The organism is Blastococcus sp. SYSU DS0669 (assembly GCF_054050895.1).
In genome coordinates this window covers 1-22,180 of record NZ_JBJHAE010000003.1, presented here as the reverse complement: position 1 = coordinate 22,180, position 22,180 = coordinate 1, and the positions used below count along the sequence as shown (strand labels likewise).

Annotated in this window: 23 protein-coding genes; 7 read left to right on the top strand and 16 right to left on the bottom strand. The window is 71.9% G+C overall.

What is annotated here, in order from left to right; all coding sequences use genetic code 11:
* Window positions 1-24: 24 nt before the first annotated feature.
* From ACI792_RS04830 to ACI792_RS04800, 7 genes are all read left to right on the top strand, one after another.
* Window positions 25-1,023: a cyclase family protein gene (locus ACI792_RS04830; RefSeq protein WP_456601578.1), complete on the top strand. Its 999-nt coding sequence runs from the start codon at window positions 25-27 to the stop codon at window positions 1,021-1,023.
* Between the two features lie 9 nt (window positions 1,024-1,032).
* On the top strand, window positions 1,033-2,163 hold the full coding sequence (locus ACI792_RS04825; RefSeq protein ID WP_456601577.1) for an FAD-dependent oxidoreductase: 1,131 nt from the start codon (window positions 1,033-1,035) through the stop codon (window positions 2,161-2,163).
* A gap of 82 nt (window positions 2,164-2,245) precedes the next feature.
* Window positions 2,246-3,184: a VOC family protein gene (locus ACI792_RS04820; protein WP_456601576.1), complete on the top strand. Its 939-nt coding sequence runs from the start codon at window positions 2,246-2,248 to the stop codon at window positions 3,182-3,184.
* A complete protein-coding gene (locus ACI792_RS04815; RefSeq protein WP_456601575.1) occupies window positions 3,184-4,152 on the top strand; it encodes a fumarylacetoacetate hydrolase family protein in 969 nt (322 codons plus the stop codon). Before ACI792_RS04820 ends, ACI792_RS04815 begins: the two co-directional genes overlap by 1 nt.
* Before the next feature lie 19 nt (window positions 4,153-4,171).
* Window positions 4,172-5,356: an alpha/beta hydrolase family protein gene (locus ACI792_RS04810; protein ID WP_456601574.1), complete on the top strand. Its 1,185-nt coding sequence runs from the start codon at window positions 4,172-4,174 to the stop codon at window positions 5,354-5,356.
* A 12-nt stretch (window positions 5,357-5,368) separates the two neighbouring features.
* Window positions 5,369-5,770: a VOC family protein gene (locus ACI792_RS04805; protein WP_456601573.1), complete on the top strand. Its 402-nt coding sequence runs from the start codon at window positions 5,369-5,371 to the stop codon at window positions 5,768-5,770.
* Window positions 5,771-5,947: 177 nt separating this feature from the next.
* Window positions 5,948-6,301 (top strand): hypothetical protein, encoded by a 354-nt coding sequence (locus tag ACI792_RS04800; RefSeq protein WP_456601572.1) that lies wholly within the window; start codon window positions 5,948-5,950, stop codon window positions 6,299-6,301.
* A gap of 8 nt (window positions 6,302-6,309) precedes the next feature.
* Here ACI792_RS04800 and ACI792_RS04795 read toward each other — a convergent pair whose 3' ends face one another.
* From ACI792_RS04795 to ACI792_RS04720, 16 genes are all read right to left on the bottom strand, one after another.
* Window positions 6,310-7,233 (bottom strand): ThuA domain-containing protein, encoded by a 924-nt coding sequence (locus ACI792_RS04795; protein WP_456601571.1) that lies wholly within the window; start codon window positions 7,231-7,233, stop codon window positions 6,310-6,312.
* A complete protein-coding gene (locus ACI792_RS04790) occupies window positions 7,230-8,006 on the bottom strand; it encodes a TIM barrel protein (RefSeq protein ID WP_456601570.1) in 777 nt (258 codons plus the stop codon). Before ACI792_RS04790 ends, ACI792_RS04795 begins: the two co-directional genes overlap by 4 nt.
* Window position 8,007: 1 nt before the next feature.
* Window positions 8,008-9,066, bottom strand: coding sequence for a sugar phosphate isomerase/epimerase family protein (locus tag ACI792_RS04785; RefSeq protein WP_456601569.1), 1,059 nt, complete (start codon window positions 9,064-9,066; stop codon window positions 8,008-8,010).
* A 10-nt stretch (window positions 9,067-9,076) separates the two neighbouring features.
* Complete coding sequence (locus ACI792_RS04780; protein ID WP_456601568.1) at window positions 9,077-9,475, bottom strand: C-glycoside deglycosidase beta subunit domain-containing protein; 399 nt, start codon at window positions 9,473-9,475, stop codon at window positions 9,077-9,079.
* On the bottom strand, window positions 9,475-10,461 hold the full coding sequence (locus ACI792_RS04775; protein WP_456601567.1) for a sugar phosphate isomerase/epimerase family protein: 987 nt from the start codon (window positions 10,459-10,461) through the stop codon (window positions 9,475-9,477). Before ACI792_RS04775 ends, ACI792_RS04780 begins: the two co-directional genes overlap by 1 nt.
* The gene (locus tag ACI792_RS04770; protein WP_456601566.1) at window positions 10,458-11,408 is read right to left on the bottom strand and encodes a sugar phosphate isomerase/epimerase family protein; all 951 of its coding nucleotides are present in this window, start codon (window positions 11,406-11,408) and stop codon (window positions 10,458-10,460) included. The genes ACI792_RS04775 and ACI792_RS04770 overlap by 4 nt, the downstream gene beginning before the upstream one ends.
* The gene (locus ACI792_RS04765) at window positions 11,405-12,379 is read right to left on the bottom strand and encodes a sugar phosphate isomerase/epimerase family protein (protein WP_456601565.1); all 975 of its coding nucleotides are present in this window, start codon (window positions 12,377-12,379) and stop codon (window positions 11,405-11,407) included. The genes ACI792_RS04770 and ACI792_RS04765 overlap by 4 nt, the downstream gene beginning before the upstream one ends.
* Complete coding sequence (locus ACI792_RS04760) at window positions 12,376-13,257, bottom strand: sugar phosphate isomerase/epimerase family protein (RefSeq protein ID WP_456601564.1); 882 nt, start codon at window positions 13,255-13,257, stop codon at window positions 12,376-12,378. The genes ACI792_RS04765 and ACI792_RS04760 overlap by 4 nt, the downstream gene beginning before the upstream one ends.
* 314 nt (window positions 13,258-13,571) lie before the next feature.
* Entirely contained in the window at window positions 13,572-15,041 is a 1,470-nt protein-coding gene (locus ACI792_RS04755; RefSeq protein ID WP_456601563.1) for an MFS transporter, read from the bottom strand.
* The gene (locus ACI792_RS04750; protein WP_456601562.1) at window positions 15,041-15,826 is read right to left on the bottom strand and encodes a nuclear transport factor 2 family protein; all 786 of its coding nucleotides are present in this window, start codon (window positions 15,824-15,826) and stop codon (window positions 15,041-15,043) included. The genes ACI792_RS04755 and ACI792_RS04750 overlap by 1 nt, the downstream gene beginning before the upstream one ends.
* 76 nt (window positions 15,827-15,902) lie before the next feature.
* Window positions 15,903-17,207, bottom strand: a complete 1,305-nt coding sequence (locus ACI792_RS04745; RefSeq protein WP_456601561.1) for a C-glycoside deglycosidase beta subunit domain-containing protein — start codon at window positions 17,205-17,207, stop codon at window positions 15,903-15,905.
* A 2-nt stretch (window positions 17,208-17,209) separates the two neighbouring features.
* Window positions 17,210-18,721 carry a GMC oxidoreductase gene (locus tag ACI792_RS04740; protein ID WP_456601560.1) on the bottom strand — a complete coding sequence of 504 codons (1,512 nt, stop codon included), beginning with the start codon at window positions 18,719-18,721 and terminating at the stop codon, window positions 17,210-17,212.
* On the bottom strand, window positions 18,718-20,229 hold the full coding sequence (locus ACI792_RS04735) for a GMC oxidoreductase (protein ID WP_456601559.1): 1,512 nt from the start codon (window positions 20,227-20,229) through the stop codon (window positions 18,718-18,720). Before ACI792_RS04735 ends, ACI792_RS04740 begins: the two co-directional genes overlap by 4 nt.
* Window positions 20,226-21,257, bottom strand: coding sequence for a sugar phosphate isomerase/epimerase family protein (locus tag ACI792_RS04730; protein ID WP_456601558.1), 1,032 nt, complete (start codon window positions 21,255-21,257; stop codon window positions 20,226-20,228). The genes ACI792_RS04735 and ACI792_RS04730 overlap by 4 nt, the downstream gene beginning before the upstream one ends.
* A gap of 1 nt (window position 21,258) precedes the next feature.
* Window positions 21,259-21,663, bottom strand: a complete 405-nt coding sequence (locus ACI792_RS04725) for a C-glycoside deglycosidase beta subunit domain-containing protein (RefSeq protein ID WP_456601557.1) — start codon at window positions 21,661-21,663, stop codon at window positions 21,259-21,261.
* 26 nt (window positions 21,664-21,689) lie between these two features.
* A partial coding sequence (locus ACI792_RS04720; protein ID WP_456601556.1) for a sugar phosphate isomerase/epimerase family protein occupies window positions 21,690-22,180 on the bottom strand: 491 nt, incomplete at its 5' end.

Below are 22,180 nucleotides of genomic sequence, written 5' to 3'. Positions count from 1 at the left end.
GTGGGCTGGCCCACTGTCGACAGCGTGCACGAGTCCTCCGAAGCCCTCGACCGGACCGATCCCGAGGGCGCGATCGCCGCGGCCGCCAAGCGCTGCTCCAACTGGGGCCGGTGGGGCGCCGACGACGTGCTCGGCACGCTGAACTTCCTGGACGAGGCCAAGCGGGTCGAGGGCGCGCGGCTGGTCCGCCGCGGGGCGAGCTTCAGCCTGTCGCAGCGCTTCGACATGGACGGCCCGCAGAAGGGGTGGCGGCGCCGCACCAACCCGGTGCACACGATGCTCGACACCGGCACCGACGCCGAGCGCGGGGTGCAGGGCTTCCCGCACGGCATCGGCGGCGCCGACGACGTCATCTCGATGCCGCTGCAGGCGTCGACCCAGTGGGACGGGCTCGGGCACATCTTCGACCACGGCATGGCCTGGAACGGCCGCCGTGCGGGCGATGTCGTCACCAGCGACGGCGACAAGGTGACGGGCATCGAGACCACCGCCGCGCTCGTCGCCGGCCGGGGCGTGCTGCTCGACGTCGGCCGGGCGATCGGCACCGACGGCGAGCTCCCCGACGGCTTCGCCATCACCGCCGAGCACCTCGAGGCGACGATCGCGGCCCAGGGCGCCTCCGCCCGCGTCGGCCGCGGCGACCTCCTCCTGGTCCGCACCGGCCGCCTCTCCCGGGCCCGCCGTGACATCGCCGAGGGACGCGGCTGGGGCGACTACGCCGGCGGGGACTCCCCCGGCCTGTCCTTCACCACCGCCGGCTGGCTGCACGACAGCGAGATCGCCGGCATCGCCACCGACACCTGGGGCTTCGAGGTGCGGCCCAACGAGTTCGACGTCGCCTTCCAGCCGCTCCACCAGGTCGCCATCCCGAACATCGGCCTGTTCATCGGCGAGATGTGGGACCTCGACGCCCTCGCGGCCGACTGCGCCGCGGACGGTGTCTGGGACTTCTTCCTCACCGCCGCACCCCTGCCCGTGACCGGCGCCGTCGGTGCCCCGGTCAACCCGATCGCCGTCAAGTAGGAGTCCCAGATGCCCGCCGTCAGCAACGTCCTCGTCGTCGGCGCCGGCCTGGCCGGTGCCGGTGCCGCCATCCACCTCGCCGCCGCCGGCGTCGCCGTCGACCTGGTCGAGATCAAGCCCGAGGTCACCGCTCTCGGCTCCGGGATCACCCTCCAGGGCAACGCGCTGCGCGAGCTGCGCACCCTCGGCGTCTGGGATCGGGTGCAGGAGGCCGGCTACGCCTTCGACGTGACCGGCATCCGCGCCCCCGACCCGAACGGAACCGTGGTCGCCGAGATCCCCGACGCCAAGACCGGCGGCCCGGATCTCCCGGCCGTCATGGGCATGCCCCGCCCGGAGCTGGCTCGGATCCTCGCCGACCGGGCCACGCAGGTCGGTGTGAAGGTCCGGTTCGGCACCACCTTCACCGAGCTCGCCCAGGACGACGACGGCGTCGACGTCACCTTCTCCGACGGCTCGACCGGCCGCTACGACCTGGTCATCGGTGCCGACGGCGTGCGGTCGTGGACGCGGCGGGCGCTCGGCATCAACCTGGACACGAAGTCCGTCGGCATGGGCATCTGGCGCGCCTTCGGCCCGCGGCCGGCCAGCGTCACCCGGACCGACCTGTACTACGGCGGCCCCTCCTACATCGCCGGCTACTGCCCGACCGGCGAGGACTCGCTGTACGCCTACATCGTCGAGGACGCCCAGGACCGCAGCGCCCTCTCCCCCGACGACCAGCTCGCCACGATGAAGCAGCTGTCGCAGGCCTACCACGGTCCCTGGGACGAGATCCGCGAGTCGCTGACCGACCCGTCCCGGGTGAACTACACCTGGTTCGAGACCCACGTCCTCGACGAGCCGTGGAACCGCGGCCGGGTCGTGCTCATCGGCGACGCCGCCCACACCTGCCCGCCCACCATCGCCCAGGGCGGCGCCATGGCCCTCGAGGACGCCGTCGTCCTCGCCGAGCTGCTCGTCCGGCGCGACGTGCTCGACCAGGAGCTCTGGAACGCGTTCATGGCGCGCCGCTACGAGCGCGCGAAGACCGTCGTCGACGCCTCCAACCAGCTCGCCCGGTGGCAGCTCGAGCACGTGCAGGGCGACATCCCCGGCCTCATGCGCTCCGTCGCCGTCCTCACCAGCCAGCCCGCCTGAGCAAGGACCTCGCCCTCCCCACCCCTCGCACGCTGGGGGCGGGCCCCGGGCCGAGGCCGTTCCAGCACCTCACGGAGAACAGATGACCCAGCGCCTGATCACCCACCTGCGGCACGTCGACCTGGCGGTGCCCGACTTCACGAAGCAGCTCGAGTTCTACTCAGGCACGTGGGGCCTGAAGACCGAGCACACGGACTCCGGGCTGGCCTTCCTGGCCGCCGAGGGCTCGCCGGAGCAGTACATCGTGCGGCTGCGCGAGGCCACCGACAAGCGGATCGACCTGATCTCCTTCGGTGCCGCGAACCGGGCCGACGTCGACACCCTGGCCGCGCAGCTCGTGGCCGACGGCGTCCGGCTGGTGCACGAGCCGACCGACCTCCAGACGCCCGGCGGCGGCTACGGGTTCCGGTTCTTCGACAACGAGGGCCGCACCATCGAGGTGAGCTCCGACGTCGCGGTGCGTCGGCACCGGAAGATCGAGGAGGGCGAGTCCATCCCGGTCCGGCTCTCCCACGTCGTCATCAACTCCGCCGACCCGGAGGGCACCCTCGCCTTCTACGAGAGGCACCTCTCCTTCGCCCTCTCGGACACGCTGATGCACCCGCGGATGGGCAACATGATGTGGTTCCTGCGGACCAACGCCTGGCACCACAGCATGGCGATCGCCCGCGGCCCGCACCCCTCGCTGCACCACGCCAGCTTCGAGATGCGCGGCATCGACGAGTACATGCGCGGCACCGGCCGGCTGCTGCGTGCCGGCGTGGAGAAGATCTGGGGCCCCGGCCGGCACATGGCCGGGAACAACACGTTCAGCTACTTCCTCGACCCGCACGGCAACACCGTCGAGTACACGACGGAGCTCGAGGAGCTGGACGAGGACACCTGGCACCCGCACGTCTACGACTTCACCAACCCCGAGGTCTCCGACCAGTGGGGCACCGCCAACGCGATGAACGAGTTCGTCGCGCAGCGTTCGTTCAACGACCCCGACAAGGGTCTGTTCGTGGCGCCCCCGGTCTGATGCGCTTCGCTACCTGGGAGGTCGAGGACCGCGTGCAGGCCGGCGCAGTTGGGGTCGCCGGCCTGCACGCACTCCCCGACGACCGCACGATCCTCGACCTGGTCCGCGCGGGGCTGCCGGCCGCGCTCGAGGCGGGTGCCTCCGCGCTGGAGGGACCGGCCGTTCCCGTCGAGTCCGTGCGGCTGCTGCCCCCGCTGCAGGCACCGACGGTGCGCGACTTCGTCGCCTTCGAGGAGCACGTCGAGGGGGTGCGCAGGAGCATCGACGGCGTGGGCGGCGTCGTGCCGGAGTGGTACCAGGCGCCGCAGTTCTACTTCACCAACCCGTACGCCCTGCTCGGCGCGCACGACGACGTCCCGGTGCCGCCGGGCTCGCAGCGGTTCGACTTCGAGCTGGAGGTGGCGGTGGTGGTGGGGCGGAACGGCGCCTCGCTGACCTCGGAGCAGGCCCGGGACCACGTCTTCGGCTACACGGTGCTCAACGACTGGTCCGCGCGCGATCTGCAGGCCCGGGAGATGAAGGTCAATCTCGGCCCGGCCAAGGGCAAGGACTCGGCGACGACGCTCGGCCCGTGGCTGGTCACCGCCGACGAGCTCGAGCCCTACCGCGACGCCGACGGCTTCCTGGCACTGGACATGAGGGTCTCGGTCAACGGGGTGGAGATCGGCCAGGACCTGCTCTCCAACATGGGCTGGCCGTTCGAGGAGCTCATCGCCTACGCCTCCCGCGGCACGGAGGTGCGGGCCGGCGACGTCCTGGGCTCGGGCACCTGCGGCAACGGCGGCTGCCTCGCCGAGCTGTGGGGCGTCCGAGGCGACGCCGCTCCCCCGCCGCTGCAGGTGGGGGACGTCGTGGAGATGACCGTCGAGGGCATCGGCACCATCCGCAACCGGGTGGTGCCCGGCCTCGACCTCCCGCCCGTCGCCCCGGCGCGACCCCGCCCGCGCGCCCGCACGCGCACCGCCTGACCACCCGAGAGGAACTCCTGTGTTCGAGTACTTCCCCACCGGCCCCTACACCTGGAACCTCGGCGTCGTCGCGACGCTGAACTCCGGCGGGCTCATCGACGAGGTGGACCGGGCCTGCCGGCCGATCAAGGACGCCGCGAACGCCGGTGAGGACGCCGGCACGCCGGAGTTCCTGCGGGCCTGGCGCGCGCTCACCGACCAGCTCGTCGGCCAAGCCGAGGACGCGGAGAAGGCCGGGCACACCCGCACCGCCGGGCAGCTCTGGTTCCGCGCCAGCAACTACCTGGCCCAGGCCGAGCGGATGCTGGCCCACTCCGACCCCAACCGGGTGCCCACCTACCGGCGGATGCTGGAGATCGCGGAGCGGGCGTTCGCCACCCACAGCCCACGCGTCTCGCGTGTGGAGATCCCCTACCAGGGGACGACGCTGCCGGCGTACTTCAGCGCCGCCCCGGCCACCGACGACGGCCCCGCACCGGTGATGGTGCTGGTCAACGGGCTGGACTCCACCAAGGAGCACATGTACGCCTCGAACCACTGGGCGGAGCTCGCCGCCCGGGGCATCTCGTGCCTCATGCTCGACCAGCCCGGCACCGGCGAGGCGGTGCGGCTGCAGGGGCTCACCGCCCGCATCGACACCGAGGTGTGGGCCGGCGCCGCCGTCGACTGGCTCGAGTCCCGGCCCGACGTCGACGCCTCGCGCATCGGCATCGTCGGCTGGTCGCTCGGCGGCTACTACGCCCCGCGCGCGGCGGCCTTCGAGAAGCGGTTCGCGCTCTGCGTCGCCTGGGGCGCCAACCACGACTGGGGCGCGGTGCAGCGCCGCCGCAAGGAGCGGGAGGGTGAGCGCCCGGTCCCCCACTACTGGGAGCATGTCCTCTGGGTGTGGGGCAAGGACGGCGACGAGCACCACCTCGACGCCTTCCTGGACTTCGCCGACGGCGTGAACCTCGAGGGCGTGGTGGAGCAGATCACCGTGCCGTTCCTCATCGCCCACGGCGCCAACGACCGGCAGATCCCCCTGGCGATGGCACACCGCTCCTACGACCAGGCCGTGAACTCCCCCAAGCGGGAGCTGCGGGTGTTCACGCCCGAGGAGGGCGCGACCGAGCACATCGGCCTGGACCACCTGCCCCACGTGAGCACGTTCATCGCCGACTGGGTGGCCGACACCTTCGCCGAGCTGCACCGCACGGCCTCCTGAAGGAGAACGACGATGGGGATGCTGTTCATCAACCTGCCCGTGGAGGACCTGTCCCGGGCCCGGGCGTTCTACGAGGCGCTCGGCTTCGGCGTCAACGAGCACTCGTCGGACGAGAGCACCGCCGCTCTGGTCCTGGACGACGACGTCGCGCTGATGCTGCGGACTCGCGAACGGTTCGCCGAGCAGGTGGCCGGCGAGGTGGGTGACCCCCGCACCGGGACCACCGTCGTGCACTGCCTGACCGTCGCCGGCCGCGACGAGATCGACGCCCTGGTCGCCAGGGCGCTCGCGGCGGGTGGAGCTCCGTGGCTCCCCGTGCGGGAGGACACCTCCGGGGCGACCGGTAGCTTCGCCGACCCGGACGGCCATGCCTGGCAGATCACCGTCATGGACCCGGTGCACGTCATCGACTGACCTCCGAGGAGGCACCGGCGGCTGGCACCATCGCCGCCATGTGCACGGTGGTGGTGCGGTGGGGCGCGGGCTCCCCGGTGCGGGTGCTGGCGCTGCGCGACGAGCTGACCGGCCGGGAGTTCGACGGCCCGGACGCGTGGTGGCCGGCGTCCCCCGCGTCGTGGGCGGCCGTGACCGGTGCTGGCCTCGCCGCACCGGCTGATCACGTGGGACTACGACGGCACGCGACTGGCCGCGACCGGGCACTCCGAGGGCACGGTGATGGTCACCTCCGGGGGCCCGGAGGACCGGAAGGCGGACCGGTTCCTGCGGTCGTTCGCCGAGGCCGACTTCCCGGACGCCTGGCGCCGGCTGGTCGAGAAGGACCCGCCGCAGGACGATCCGGGTGCGCTCGTCGTGCGCCACGAGGAGCACGGCCAGGTCTTCGCCACCGTGTTCGGCCAGCTGATCGAGGCCGCCCCGGGCCGGCTGAGCCTGGAGCACAGCCGCTCGCCCTGGGCCGGCGGGTGGCGCCCCCTCGACGTCGGCTGACCGAGGCGCTAATGCCGCGCCGCGGCGGCCGCGGCCGACGAGAACCGGTCGAACCGGGACGGATCGCCGGCGTAGTACGGCCAGACCCGCCAGCGGGCGGCGCCCGTCCGCTCCGGCGGGCCGAGCGTGACCTCGCCGGCCGCTGCCCACTCCACGCCCCGGACGAGCAGGGTCATGAAGGGCACCTTCCGGAAGGTGTCCCAGTCGTGTCCCAGGGTGACGCAGAAGGACCGGCCCGCGCCCCACTCGTTGATCCAGGCCAGCGGCTGGTCGGTGTTCATGCCGGGAAGCGCATCGAGCCCGCCGGGTGGGATCACGACGGGGGTGTGCGCGTTGGGCCAGCCGGCCCTGCGGTAGCTGTCCGCGTCGTCGAACACCGTGAGCAGCACCCGCGCGGACGGGTCCATCCGGGCACCGGTCAGGACGTCGTCGTTGACGACCGCCCACCGGGCGTCCAGCCCCTCGGTGATGGCGTGCCGCGGCTCCGCGGTCCGGACGACGACCTCGCCCTGCGGCCGCGGGCGCAGCCCGGTCTCCCGGCTGAGCGTGGCCCCGCGCATCCGGTCGAACTCCTCGGGCCAACCCCAGTCCGGCTCCTGCACCGACGAGCCGTGGAACCAGACGACGCCCCGGCCCTTCTCCCGCACGAAACGCAGCAGCGCCTGCTCGGTCGTCGGGCCGAAGCCCTCCGCGACCGAGTGGTAGTCGTCCCGACCCTCGTACATGACCAGGACGACGTCGAACCGGTCGAGCAGCTCGTCCCCGACCCCTCGGAACTCCTCGAGCACGCGCACCCGGAACCGGCCGGTCGACTCCAGCAGCGTCGTCAGCATCGACGTGTGGTGCCGGAAGCTGCGGAACTCGTTGTCGTGCTCGACCGTGACCCGCCCGGTGGCGATCAGGACGTCGAGCTTCCCCGCCGGTCCTGTCACGCGTCCGCCGCGACCGACCGGATGTACTCGACCGACTTCGTCGTCTCGACAGCCGGGAAGTACTCCAGCCCGATGGGGCCGTCGTAGCCGGAGGCGCGCAGCACCGCCAGCTGCGCGGGCCAGTCGACGTCCCCGCTGCCGGGCTCGTGCCGCCCGGGCGCGTCGGCCAGCTGCACGTACTTGACGAAACCCGCGGCGTTCGCCAGCTCGGTCGCCGGGTCCTCGCCCTGGGCGATCGAGTGGTAGAGGTCGTAGAGGATGCCGAACCGGTCGCTGGCGATGGCCCGGGCGATGTCCACGGCGTCCTCGGTGCGGTCGGTCAGGGCACCGGGGTGGTCGACGCGGGAGTTCACCGGCTCGAGGACGAAGTCGACGTCCGTGCTGCTGTGCCGCGCGATCGCCTCGCCGTACAGGTCGATGACCACCTGGTGGTTGCGCTGCCGGTTCATGCCCGGGAAGCCGACGCCCGAGGCCAGCACGATGCGCGGGCAGCCGAGCTGTGCGGCGTGCTGGACCGCGAGGTCCAGCCCCTCGTGGGCCGGGGCTAGGTCGGTGCCCGGGAAGGTGAAGCCCATCCGCGGCCCGGCGAGCAGCGAGGTGAGCTGGACCCCGGTGTCGGCGAGCGCCTTGGACAGGGAGTCGAGGTCCTTGTCGGTCGAGAACCACATCTCGACCGCGTCGAAGCCGGCATCCGCGGCGGCGCGGACCCGGTCGCCGGCGTCCGGACCGGCCTCCGTGAAGAGCAGTTCGATGTTGGCGGAGAGCTGGTACACGTCAGGCGTCCTTGTCGGTCAGGGCGGCCGAGATCGACCGGCGGATGAGGTCGTGCTGCTTGCGGACGAGGTCGACCGGGTCGGCCTCGCCGAGATCGGCGAAGGCGTGGCCCTCCCACTCGCTGGAGAAGAAGCCGGTGTAGCCGCCGCGGACGAACTCGCGGACGATCGCCGGGTAGTCGATCGCCGGCTCGTCGCCGTGCTCGTCGATGTCGTAGAACTTGGCGTGCACGTGCCTGATCAGCGGCATGATGTCGGCCCACTCGGCCGGGTCGACGTGGCCGTGCATGTTGAAGGCCAGCCGGGCGAACGAGCCGAGGCTCTCCGGGGCGATGCCGCGGGAGCGCAGGTACTCCACGAACTCGCCGTGCCGGGCGTTGATGTCGGCATCGGTGGCCCAGATCTCCTGCAGCCGGTCGAGCTCCTCCCGGCCGAGCCCCATCTTCCCGAGCTTGCGGAGGATGGTCGGCGACATGCTGTGCATCGTGGAGCTGAAGTCGGCGACGAACCCCAGCCGCTCGGAGCCGATCTGCTCGTAGGTCTCCCGGATCTCCAGCACCTTGGGCGAGTTCGGCCCGAGAGGGGCGTGCAGCTCCCACCCCATGGTGAGGTCGAGCTGCTCGGCCACCGGCAGCAGCCGGCGGATGAGCGAGGGTTTCGCGCTCTGGATGCGCACGAGCGGGAAGCCGAGCGCGTGCGCGCTGCGGAACTGGGTGACGGTGAACTCGTACTCCTCGTCCTCGGTCATGTCGCGGTCGCGCCGGCGGCCCATGTCCAGGTTGCAGCCGAACGAGCTGGGCACGAAGCCGTGCCGGTCGAAGGCGTTCCGCCAGTCGCGCACGAACTCCGGTGTCACCTCCGGGTACGTGCGGATCGTCTGGGAGGCGACGATCTCGATGCCCGGGCCGATGCCCGCGGCGTCGACGACATCGAGGAGGCCGGCCAGGTCGTAGCGGCCGGCCGCCCACTCGCTGGTGAGCGAGTACAGCGTCAGGCCCAGCTTGATGTCGCTCCCCGGCACGGCGGGCTGCGCCTGGCGGGCTGGAGCGGTCGTGGTCATCCCGTGCTCCTCAGCGGACCGCGAGCGACCGGCGGTCGCTCGCGTGGTTGGTCACGTACTTCTGCGGCGCGATCTGCATGTAGGGCAGCCGCAGGTCGACGGTCACCTCGACCTCGACCTCCTGCCCCTCGGCGGGCGGCTGGTCCAGCGGCACGACGACGACGAGCCGGTCCTGGATGAACCACAGCACGTCCCACTGGTCGGCGAGCTCGTCGACGCGGTAGGTCCGCTCCCCCAGCTCGACCCGCAGGTCGTCCTGCGCGACCGCGCGCCCCTCGATCGAGACCGCGATGTCGCTGACGCTGGACAGCCAGAGGCTGCGGTACCAGGGCACGGTCAACGCGATGCCGAGGCCCTCCGGACGGTGGACGAGGCTGTCGTCGGTGAGGACGGTGTCACCGGTGGCCATCAGACGGCGGCCTTCCGCTGCTCGTGGACCATCGGAGCCAGTTCCTGCTGGACGAGGTAGCCCGCCAGCAGGGCACTGGCGGCGGGGTGCGGGCTCTGGTCGCTCTCCACGACGATCCAGCCCGCGTAGCCGGCGTCGAGCAGGGCACGGGTGATGGCCGGGAAGTCGACCAGCCCTCCGTCGGCGCCCGGCTCGGCGAACCAGCGCGGGACCTCCCGGGCGCCGCCGCGCACCCGGACGGTCCAGTGCGCGTGCGGCTGGAGGTACTCCTGGGCGTCGTCGACGGCGAGGGCGTCCTTGAACTGGACGTGTGCGATGCGGTCGCCGTGCGTGGCGATCACCGCGAGCGGGTCGGTACCTCCGGCGGTCAGCTCGCCGGTGTCCAGGGCCAGGCCGACCAGCGCGGGATCCGTGCGGTCGATCAGGCAGGGCGCGTGGTCCCGGCGCAGCGCCGACAGGAAGTCCACGTGCAGCGCGAGGCGGACCCCGTGCTCCGCCGTCGCGCGGCCGACCGCGTCCCAGCAGGCGGCGACCCGGCCGATGGCGTCGTCGTCCAGCGGCTCGACGTCCCCGGCGCCCGGCACGGGACGCACGAGCAGCACCGAGCCGCCGAGCTCGGCCAGCGCCGCGGCGAGCTCCCGAGCACGGTCCACGATCGCCGGGACGTCGGCCTCGGAGAGCGGCGAGAGCGGCCCGGTCAGGTGCTCCATCGAGCGCTCCGCCGGGTCCCAGTACCAGCTGGAGACACCGTCGAGCGCGCAGCTGCGCAGGAACTCCCGGAAGCCGGCGACCGAGCCGAAGTTGGCGGCCAGCTGCTGCGGGTTGCCCAGCGGCTCCCAGCGTCCGGTGCCGTACGTCAGCTCGACGCCCTCGAAGCCGGCGATGGAGATGGTCTTCAGTGCGCGCTCGTGCTCCTCGCGGCGGACGAAGTCGTCGAACTGCGGCTTCCACTGGTTGATCGCATAGGCCCAACGGATGGCGCTCACCGGTAGATCTCCTCGAGGACGTTCTTCGCGTACCAGCGGGAGACGGCGGTGCTCTCCGAGTAGTCGCCACCCTGCTTGTTGGCCTTGTCGTGCTCGACGGAGATCCAGCCGCGGTAACCGTTGTCCCGGACCGCCGTCATCATCGCCTCGAAGTCGACGAGGCCGTGCGGCGTGCCCATCTCGTAGAACCACTTGCCCGTGGTCGGCGCCATGATCTCCGAGTCCGGCCGGTGCCGGTGGTCGTCGCCGGTGGCGACGTTGCGGGTGTCCTTGAAGTGGAAGCCGCTGACCCGGTGGGCGTGGCGGTTGTAGAGCGCCACCGGGTCCACCCCCGCGATGCAGTGCTGCGCGGTGTCGACGAACAAGGACACGTACCGCGGGTCGGTGTACGAGTAGAAGGTGTCGATGTCCGGCTCGCTCTGGATGCCGGAGAAGAACTCGTGGTGGCAGGTGAGCCGCACCCCGTAGCCCGCGGTGATCTCACCGACCTTGTTCCAGCACTCCGCCGTGTACTTGAGCTTGTCCTCGGTGACCGGCTCCATGTCGTAGTAGAGGGTCGCCGGCATCACGATGATGTTGTCCAGCTGGATCTCCGACCAGCGGCCCATGGTGACCCGGAAGTCCTCGAGGATGTTGTCGTGCGTCTCCGGCAGGTGGGGCGCGTAGTTGCGCAGGTCGTAGTCGGCGGCGTGGAACGTGTTCACGATCCGCTCGAGCCCGTGGTCCTGCACCACCTGCTGGTACTTGGCCGGGCCGCCGTAGTCGCCGTACATCTGCCAGATCCGGAAGTCGAACGTGTCGATCGCGTCGAACCCGGTCGCCTTGATCTGCTTGAGGAAGGCGGACATGGTCTTGTGGGAGTGCCACTGGTCGACCGGCCCGGACGGCCCGTTGCTGCGCCAGTGGTCCATGTACGACCACTTGATGGCGCGTTCGGAGGCGGTCATCGCTTCGGCACCCCCAGCTCGTGCTGCAGGTACCAGCTGTTGAGCATGGCGAGCTCGGCCGGGTTGCCGCCGTGGTCGCTCTCGACGACGACCCAGCCACCGAACTCGTCCTCGCGCAGCGCCGCGACGAAGCCCGGGACGTCGACCAGGCCGCCCTCGGTGCCCAGCTCGTAGAACCACCGCTCGATCCGCCGGCCCGCGCCGCCCTTGAGCATCGTCGACTCGGCGCCCGGCATCCGGTGCTCCTCGCCGGTGTCGGCGTAGCGGGTGTCCTTGAGGTGCACGTGGGTGACCCGGTCGGCGTGCTCGCGGTAGTAGGCGACCGGGTCGATCCCGCCGACGGTGAACTCGGCGGTGTCCAGGGCGAGGCCGACGGTCGCCGGGTCGGTGGCCTCCAGCAGCGCGGTCAGCTCGTCGGCGGTGTGCACGGCACCCAGGCAGTCGTAGTGCAGGGCCAGCCCCAGACCGGCGGCAGAGGTCAGCTCGCCGATCCGGTTCCAGACGTCACCGATGACCTTGATCCCGTCGGCGTCCAGCGGCGGCGTCATCCAGGCCGAGCCGACCGGGCGGACGACGAGCTGCTCGGCGCCGACGCCGGCGAGGAACTCCACGAACGGCTTCGACCACTCGACGATCGCGTCGTGGTCGTCCGGGTTCGCCGTCGTCCGGAACGCGTAGCCCTCCTCCTCCTCCGCGGGCGCCTGAGGGTCCCAGAACATGCTGGAGACGCCGTGCACCTCGGCCCGGCGCAGGAAGTCGAGGAAGCCGGAGTGGCTGCCGTGGTTGAGCAGGATGACCTCGGGGCGGCTGATGTTGTCCCAGCGCCCCGTGCCCGACGCGAGTTCGACGTGGTCGAAGCCGCAGGCGGAGACGGTCTTCAGCGCCCGCTGCTGGTCCTCGTGGCGGACGAAGACGTCGAGCCGGACGTTCCACTGGTTGAGCGCGTACGACCAGCGCAGGGAGTCCTTCATCGTGCGGCCTCCAGCTCCGCCCGGACCTCGGCCTCTGCCTCGGCGAGGACGTTGTCGATGTACCACTTGGCGACGGCGGTGGCCTCGGCGTAGCTGCCACCGCCGAGCTCGGCCTTGTCGTGCTCCACGGTCAGCCAGCCGTCGTAACCGGATCGGACGATCTCCTTCATCAGCGCCGGGAAGTCGACCAGCCCGCCCTCCCCCATCTCGTAGAACCAGCGGGTGACCTGCGGCGCCATCAGCTCCGGGTCCGGCGGCGTGCGGTAGGCCTCGTGCTCGTCGACGTTCTTCGTGTCCTTGAAGTGGAACCCCGTGCAGCGGTCCCGGTAGTCGCGGAACAGCTGGATCGGGTCGACGCCGGCGATGGTGTGCTGAGCGGTGTCGCAGAAGAAGTGGACGAGCTCCGGGTCGGTGTAGGACAAGAACGTGTCGATCTGCTCACGGGTGCGGATCGCGCCCCAGAACTCGAAGTGGCAGGTGGTCTTCATGCCGTGCTCGAGGGTGAGCTTCCCGACCCGGTTCCACAGGTCGGCGACCACCTTGATCGTGTCGTCGGTGACCGGTTCGGTCTGGTGGTAGGTGGACGTCGGCATCACGATGAAGTTCTCGACCCCGGTCAGCCCTTCGCACATGCGCAGGGTGTTCGTGCAGTCGGCGACGATCCGGTCGTGCGTCTCCGGCACGTGCGGTGCGGTGTACCTCGTCGCCGACGGGTAGGCGGAGAAGATGCCGGTGATCTTGTCGAAGCCGCTGTCCTGCAGGTACCGCTCGAAACCGGGCACGCCGCCGTACATGCCGGCGTAGATCGGGAGGTAGAAGAAGAAGGTGTCGAAGCCGGTGAAGCCCAGGGCCGACAACTGCTTGACGTACCTATCCATGGAGGCGCGGTTGAACGACGGGGGCTGAGGCCCTTGCGGCGTCTCCGTCACCCAGTGATCCATGTACGACCACTTGGTCCAGGCCACGTCTGGAATTCCCTTCTCTCTGCGTGGCCGGCGGCCGACCCCTCCGGGGCGCGCCGACGCACGACGGTCCGAGATCACCGGGAGACCCTGGAAAGGGTCCCCAGCGGCGGTTCTGTCGACCGCCTGGGGCGAAAAGCCCTGGGAGGGTGAGAGAGGCGTTTCTGCTCACCCGCCATTCTGCCGTAGTGCAGGTCACACGGACCAACGCTTTCGCCTGATGCCCGGTATCAGCCTCGGTGATGGCCGGGACCTGCCGTGTCGCCCCGCCCGGGCAGGGCGAGCGCCACCAGGCCGGCCAGCGCGATGAGGCCGGCACCGGCGAGCAGCCCGACCCCGTACCCGCGCGTGGCGGCCGCGGCCCCCAGCTCGGCGGACTGCCCCGCCCACGCCGTGGCCAGCGCGACGAGAGCCGCCAGCCCGACCGCGCTGCCCACCTGCCGTGCCGACGCGAGCAGCCCCGACGCCAGGCCCGCGCGCTCCGGTCCCAGCCCTGACGTCGCGGTCACGGTCAGGGGTAGTCCCGACATGCCGAACCCGGCCATCGCCAGCACGAGCGGCACCAGCACGTCGACGGCGTACCGGCCCTCCACGTCGATCCCCGACAGCCAGACCAGCGCCACCGCCGACAGCAGTGCCCCCACCCAGAAGGTGCCGCGTGGCCCCAGCCGGCCGATCAGCCCCGAAGCCACCCGGGCGCCGAGCGCGATGCCGAGCGCTCCCGGCGTCAGCGCCAGCCCGGCCTCGAGCGGGTCCATGCCCCGCACCTGCTGCAGGTAGAGCACCAGGAAGAACATGGTGGCCGGCAGCACACCGCCGATGAGGGCGGAGATCCCGTTGGCCACGGACACCGGACGTACCCGGAAGACCCACAACGGGACGACGGGCTGCTCGGCCCGGCGCTCCGCGACGACGAACAGACCGAAGGCCGCGATCGAGAGGGCGAGGCACGCCAGGCTCTCGACCGAGCCCCAGCCACGGTCCTCGCCGAGGATGACGGCGGAGACCAGCGCCGCCGTCGCCGCGGTGACCGTCACCGAGCCCGGTAGGTCGAGCTGCCCGCGCACGTGCCCGCGTGCCCGACCGGACAGCGACACCGCGGCCGCGACCACGAGCACGGCTCCCAGCGGCACGTTGACGATGAAGACCCAGCGCCAGCTGAGCAGACCGGTGAGCAGCCCGCCGATGACGCCGCCGAGCCCCCCGCCGGCGGCCGCGGCGGCGGTCAGCACGCTGAGCGCCCGCGCCCGCGCCGCCGGATCGAGGAAGCCCGTGGTCACCAGGCTCAGCGTCGTCGGCACCAGCACCGCACCGCCCACGCCCTGCACGAAGCGTGCTCCCACGACCTGCCAGCCCTCCTGCGCCAGCCCTGCCGCGAGGCTGGCGACGGAGAAGATCAGCAGGCCGCCGATGAAGGCGGACCTGCGGCCCCAGAGGTCTCCGACGCGACCCCCGAGCAGGAGGAAGCCTGCGAAGGTGAGCGTGTAGCTGCTCACCACCCACTGGAGACCCGTGGCCGAGAGGCCCAGGCTCTGCTGCATCGGTGGCAGAGCCACGTTGACGATGGAGACGTCGAGCACGCAGATGAACTGCGCCGCGCAGGCGATCGCGAGAACCAGCCCGGGGCGCCGCACCGTCGGGTCGACGACGGGACCCGACGGTGCGGCTGCCCGGACCTCGGCGTCAGGTTCTGCCGGCATCAGCGGAAGGTGTCCTCGAACTTCTCGTAGGGCTGCGGCGGCTCCGGCTCGAGCACCTGCACCTTGTCGTTCGCGTACGGGTAGTAGTTGCCGGTGGTGACCGGCTCGTCGACCGGCGGGAGGAAGACCGGCACCCCGTCGTCGCCGAACCAGGCGAGCTGCGAGTCGTGGCTCTCCTGGTTGTCCTTGGCGAAGGAGATCCAGTCGCGGTTGAACGGCGCGCGGGCGACCTCGTAGCAGCGGAAGTGCCAGATCCGCCACTCACCGTCCTGCTTGATGAAGTCCACGCCGTACTTGCACCAGACCCAGTGCGCCCAGACGGGCTTGCCGTCCACCTCGCCGCCGGAGAAGACCCACGGGGGCACGTCCTTGGCGACCTCGGGGTCCATCAGGCCCGACTCCAGGCCGGCCATGATCCAGATGCCCTTGGCCGTCTCGCCGTCCGCGGCGACCTCGATGACCGGCGTGCTCGTGTAGTGGAACAGCAGCTTGCCCACGGGACGAGGTCGCCCGCGGTGGTAGGCCGTGACGGACTCGTAGGAGGTGTACAGCCCGACGTTGTTGTACCGGGCCCACATGTCGGGTGTCCCCGGCTTGGCCCACAGCTCGTCGATGATCCGCTGGTCCTCGTAGGCGTTGTGGTAGTGCATGTAGCGGTTGAAGACGTTGTCCACCGCGCCGCGGTCCGCGGCGCGCTCGGCGGTCCGCTGCGCCTCCGCGAGCTGCTCCTCGAGGGCGGCGAGCCGATGGGCGAGCGCCTCGACCGATGGGGTGTCGACGGTCATGTCGTGTCCTCTCTCCTTGGTCAGGGGCCGGGCGCCGGGCGGTCCGGTGCCCGGGGAACCGGGCTGCTCCTGTCCTTCAGCCCCGCTGGGCGCCGGCCTGCAGCGACCGCAGCAGGGCGTGCTGGCGACGGACCTGGTCGCGGCCGCGGTAGGGGTCGCGGCGGCCCTCGTACTCGCTGGACAGCCAGCCGTTCCAGCCGGCCTGCTCGAGCGTCGGGACGATGTCACCCCAGGGCACGTGGAGGTCGTGCAGGTCGTCGTCGATCTCGAAGAACTTGGCCTGGATGAAGTGGGTGTGCGGCAGCACATCGGCCAGGTCGGACATGGGCACCCGCAGCGGGCGCAACGGCGGCGGGACGTCCTCGTCGTCGTCGGTGCCGAGGACCTCCGCCGCCTCGCGGACGGCGGCGGTCTGGAAGATGCCGGTGTCGATCAGCAGCTTGAAGTGCTCGGTGCCGGTCTTCTCGATGAAGTCGACGTAGCCCTGGGTGACCGGGTGCTTGATCGGCGTCGGCGAGTGGATCTCCGGGCAGATGACGACGTCGAGCTCGGCGGCGAGATCGAGCGAGCGCTCCACGACCTGCTCCCAGATCGGGTGCGGGTCGAGGTCCCAGGAGACGACGCCGAACTTCGGCCGCACGGAGGTGAAGCCCAGTTCCTTGGCCAGGCGGAGGTCGAGCTGGAGCTGCTCAGCGCCCTCCTCGGCGGTCAGGTCGCGGCCGTGGAACCGGGTGGTGTCGACCCACGAGCCGAAGTTGGTGGGCGTGAGGCCGTATCTCTCCACCAGCGCGTGCCAGCCGTCGACCCAGGCCGCATCGGGCGACGGGTAGTTCGGCAGGTTGCCCTCGCCGAGGATCTCGATGCCGGTGGCCCCGAGGTCGGCGATGTCGGCGAAGACGTCCTCGAGCGTCATCGACGTGTAGACGTCGCCGGTGTAGCTGTAGGTGGAGACGCAGTACTTCAACCCGCCCGCCGGCACCGGCGGCACGATGACGCCGGAGCCGGTGATGCTGAACTCCGACCGTGAGATCAGCGGCGGGAAGTACGACCGGCGCAGGAAGAGCGTGGCGTCGATGCGGTGCACGCCCACCGACAGGCCGCCGGGCTTCGGCACGGTGATGGTCGCCGGCTCGTCGAGCTGCCAGCGGACGTCGGTCGAGGCCCGCAGCTCGTCTCGGGTGAAGGTGCGGCCCGAGATCGTCCACAGCGGCACGTGGTCGGGGATGCGCTCGCCGTCGACGACGACCTCGATGCCGTCGAGCATGCTGGCGGGCCCGCCGCGGTAGTTGGGGTTGCGCAGCTGGAACGAGAAGCCGGTGACCTGCCCGCCGTCGGTGACGTTGCGGAAGCCGCGGCCCTGGATGATCGGGAAGTCGAGCATGGTCAGTTCTCCTTCGAGAGCTCGGCGGCCAGTGCGCTCGCGCCGCGGACGGCGAGGGCCACGCTGGTCAGCGTGGGATTCATCGAGTTGGCGGTGGGGATCAGGCCGTTGCCGGCCAGCACGAGGCCGGGCACGCCCCAGACGCGGGAGAACGAGTCGCAGACGCTGGTGCCGTCGTCGGCGGGCCCCATGCGGACGGTGCCCATGTAGTGCAGCGAGCTGCCGGCCGGCATGACCTTCGGCATCCCGTCGACGAACTCCCCCAGAGCGGCCGCCGCCCGAGCCTGGTGCTTGCGGGCGCGCTCGAAGTCCGCCTCCTCCACGTCGGTGAGCTCGTAGGCGATCCGGATGCCCGGCAGCCCGTTCTCGTCGGGCCGGTCGTCCTCGAAGGTGAGCCGGTCCTCCGGGCGGGGCCGCTTGCGGATCCCCCAACCCATGCCGACGTAACCGGCCGGGTTGTCACGGAAGCGGCTGCCCTCCGGGAGCGGGACCGGTGACACCGGGCTGAACATCATCTGGGCGGAGTAGGGGTGCCGCTCCTCGTCGAACGGGATCGCGATGATCGCCCGGATCGGGTCGACGGGACCGGTCCCGCCGTCCCCGGGCGGCAGGAGGTCCGGCCGCACCGCCACGACGCCGAAGAGCAGCGGGTGCTCGGTCAGGTACCGCCCGAGTGCCCCGGGCCTGATCCCGGAGGCCCACATCAGCTGAGGAGTGCGGAGCGCGTCGGCCGCCAGCACGACGACGTCCGCCCGCACCTCCTCCTCCGCCCCGGTCCGCTGGTCGCGCAGTACCGCGCCGACGGCGCGGTCGCCCTCCCGCAGCACCCGGACGCACAGCGTCTCCGCCCGGAGGGTGAACCGGTCGGCGTGGGCGCCCTCGGCCAGCGGGCCGAGGACGACGTCGGTACCGCTCCAGCGCAGGGAGCCGTCGTCCCGCGGATCAGCGGCGACGGGCAGCGGCCGGACGGTGATGCCGTCGGACGCGAACTCGCCGCGGATCCGCTCGAGGATCGCCGCGGCCTGCGGCGCGCCGTCGAACGAGGGCCGGTGGACGTGGAGCAGCCCCTCCGCGGTGGCCAGGTGCTGCTCCCACTCCGCGTCGTCGATGAACGGCACCCGCTCCGGCCCGGTCGGCGCGGGTGTGGCGCACGTCCAGTGCACGCCCTGACCCCCGACGCAGGTCGCCCCGGCGGCGGCCGGCATGCCGGCCGAGCCCTCGGCCGCCCGCCCGATCAGGTGGGTGCCCTGCCGGGCGGTGATCGTGCCCTCGACGACGACGCCGCCGGGGATGCCCGAGACACCGCTCTCGTGCGACCGCCCCTGCGAGGCCAGCCGTGCGGCGGCCTGCTCGTCCGGATCGGGGACGTTCTTGACGTTCATGCCCGGCGGGGTGGTCACGAACGGCCCCGCCTCCACCATCAGGACCGAGACGTCCGGGACCTGCTCGAGCAGCAACCGGGCGTAGGCGGCACCGGTCGGCCCGCTGCCGACGACCAGGACACGGGGGCTCATGCGTGCGCTCCTTCTGGGGTGGTGGCGGCCGCCAGCGAGGCGGCCACGGTGCGAGCGGTCAGCACCCCGAGCGCGACGGCGGTCAGCGTCGGGTTGCAGGCCGTCGCGGTCGGGATGACGTTGTTGCCGCCGACGTAGAGGTTCTCGGTGGTCCAGACCCGGCCGGTCGGGTCGCACACGCTCGTGCCGTCGTCGGTGGCGCCCATGCGGGTGGTCCCGAGGTAGTGCAGCGAGCTGCCGGAGGGCATGACGAAGGGGTCCCCGAGCGGTCGCCCGAGAGCCCGGGCCGCATGGGCCACCTCGGCCTTCGCCGCCTCGATCGCGGACCGGTCGGCGTCGCTGAGCGCGTAGTCGATCCGGATCGCGGGCAGGCCGTGCCCGTCGGTCTCGTCGTCGTCGAACCAGACGCGGTTGTCCGGGGAGAGCTCCTTCTTGCAGAACCAGCCGAGGCCCACGACCTGGCCGGGACGGACGGTGGTGCCCGGGTCGAGCGGCACCGGCGAGGCGTCCATCTGCATGACCTGGCCGTGGAAGGGCCGGTCGGCGGCGTAGGGCACCCAGGACACCCCGGACACCGGCACGATCGCCCCACCACCGGGCGCCGTGGCCGACGACCGCGGCAGGTCGACGTCGACCAGGACGCCGTCGGGCACGTGCTGCTCGTCGAGGAGAGACGCGGCCATGATCTGCGGGTGCTCGGTCAGGTACCGGCCCAGCGCCCGCGGACGCACCCCCGAGGCGTGCAGCAGCTGCGGGGTCCGGAACGCGTCGGCGGCGACGACCACCGCCCGGGCGCTGACCGTCGACCGCTCGCCGGTGGGGACGTCGACGACCTCGACGCCGGTCGCCCGCCCGCCGTCGAGCAGGATCCGCCGGGCCAGCGTGCCGGTGCGCAGCTCCACCTCGGGCCGCTGCCACAGGTCGCCGGCGATGGTGGCCGGGCCGGTCCAGTGCAGGGCGCCGTCCTCCCCCACCGTCACGGCGACCGGCATGGCCCCGACCGGCCGGCGGTGCGGCCGGTCGAAGAGCTCCCCCAGCGCCCGCTGCACCGCCCCGGTGAGGGGGGCGCGGTCGAAGGCGTGCGTGGTGACCGCGAGGAGCTCCTCGGCCCGGGTCAGCGCCTCGCCGAGGACGGTCGGGTCGACGCAGCCGGGCACCTCGTCGTCCACCGGCCGGGGGCAGGCGGCCGTCCAGTGGGCGCCCATCCCGCCGACGTTGGTCGACATGGCGGCGTTGGGCATGGCCTCGGCACCGACGAGCACCGTGCCCGGACGCGGCGGTGTGCCACCGGGCAGCGGCCCGGGTCCCGTGGCCAGGGCTGCCAGCAGCCGGTCCCGCTCCTCGACGTCGGCGATGTTCTTGACGTGCCCGCCCGCCGGGTCGCCGAGCGCCCGCCCGGCCTCGAGCACGAGCACCCGCAGCGCCGGGGCGGTGTCGGCGAGCTCGCGGGCGACCGCCGTCCCCACCGGGCCCGAGCCGACGACCACGACGTCGTAGGAGCCGCTCATCGGGCCGCCCCCACCGGCTGCTGCTCGAGGAGCCCCTTGAGCATGTCGTGCTGAGCGCGGACCTGGTCGAAGGCGCCGTGCCGGTCGCTGTAGGCGTGCGCCTCGTACTCGCTGGAGATGAAGCCGGTGTAGCCCTGCTCGACCAGCACCCGGGCCACCGCCGGCCAGTCGATCGACGGATCGGTGAGGCCGTCGGGGCCCGCCTCGACGCCGTAGAACTTGCCGTGCACGTGCACGACGTGCGGGAAGAAGTCGGCCCACCGCTCGGGCGCCATCCGCCCGTGCATCGTGAAGAGCATCTTCAGGTTCCCCACCTGGGCGGGGGTCGCGCCCGCCTCGGCAGCTCGCTGCTCCAGCTCGGGGAACTTGGCCATGGTGGGCCCCGGCTCGGACCACAGCTCCTTGGTGAGCGCCGTGAGCTCCGGGGGGATACCGGCGGCGCGGTGGGCGTCGTCGACGGCCCCGGGGATCGCCCGCATGCTCGAGCTCATGTCGGGGATGAAACCGAGCCAGGGCGTGTCCAGGCGGGTGAACAGGTCCTTCAGCGCAGCCACCGGTGGGGCCTCGATGGTGAGCGGCGCGTGGATCTCCACGCCGATCCCGACCTGCAGCTCCTCGGCCAGCGGCAGCAGCCGCTCGAGGATCGCCGGGCTGGTCTCGACGCCGACCCGGGTGACCGGGAAGCCGAGCGCGGCGGCGCCGCGCACCTGGACGGCGACGTAGTCGTAGGACTCGTCGTCCGAGAGCAGCCGCCCCGGGTAGAGCCCGAGGTCGTTGTTGATCGCGAGGCAGGACGGGGTCAGGCCGGAGGCCTCGACCACGCCGCGGACCTCACGGACGGCGTCGTCGTCCAGGCGCGGCCAGCCGCGGAGGCTCTGGAACGCGACCATCTCCAGGCCGGGGCCGAGGTCACGGGCGGCGACCTCGGCCACCAGGGAGGCGAAGTCCCGGCCGGCCCTGCGCTGCTCCAGGGTCAGGCTGAACAGGGTGGTGCCCAGGCGTGGCAGCCCGGGTGCGGTGTCGGTCAACTCAGGCTCCCGCGGCGGTCAGGGTCTTGTCGGTCCGGCTGGGCGCCACGAGCGGCACCCGGTCCGGGCCGGTGAGGATGTAGGGGATCGACAGGCCGAGCAGGAGCTCCACCCGGTGCTCGCGGCCCGGCGCGGTCGGGACCGGCACGTGCAACACCACCGGGTCGGTGGTGAACCAGTACTCGTCCCCCTTCCCGGCCAGCTCGGCGAAGGCGTACCGGTGGCCGTTGACGGTCACCGCCAGGGTCGAGGTGTCGATCGGCTCGCCGTCGACGGTCAGGTCGGCCTTCACCAGGGAGGGCAGCGGCAGCGCGCGGTACCAGTGCGAGTAGACGGCGATGTCGAGGCCGTCGGGGGTGGCGGTGAGCGAGTCGGCGCGCACCACCTGGTCGTCGAGTGGACCCATGGTCTTCCCTCGTCTCGTGGGTGGGGTCAGCTGCCGCTGGAGAAGGCGGCGTCGAAGGCGGCCGACGGCGGGTCGAAGGCGAGCCGGCGGACGAACTCCAGCGCCTCGGGGGCGCCGATCAGGCGGTCCATGCCGGCGTCCTCCCACTCCACCGAGATGGGCCCGTCGTAGCCGATGGTGTTGAGCATCCGGAAGCAGGCCTCCCACGGGACGTCGCCGTGCCCGGTGGAGACGAAGTCCCAGCCGCGCCGCGGGTCGGCCCAGGGCAGGTGGGAGCCCATCCGGCCGTTGCGGCCGTTGCCGACCTGCTTCTTCGCGTCCTTGCAGTCGACGTGGTAGATCCGGTCCTTGAAGTCCCAGATGAAGCCGACCGGGTCCAGGTCCTGCCAGACGAAGTGCGACGGGTCCCAGTTCAGCCCGAAGGCCTCGCGGTGCCCGATCGCCTCCATGGTGCGGACCGTCGTCCAGTAGTCGTAGGCGATCTCCGACGGGTGCACCTCGTGGGCGAACCGCACGC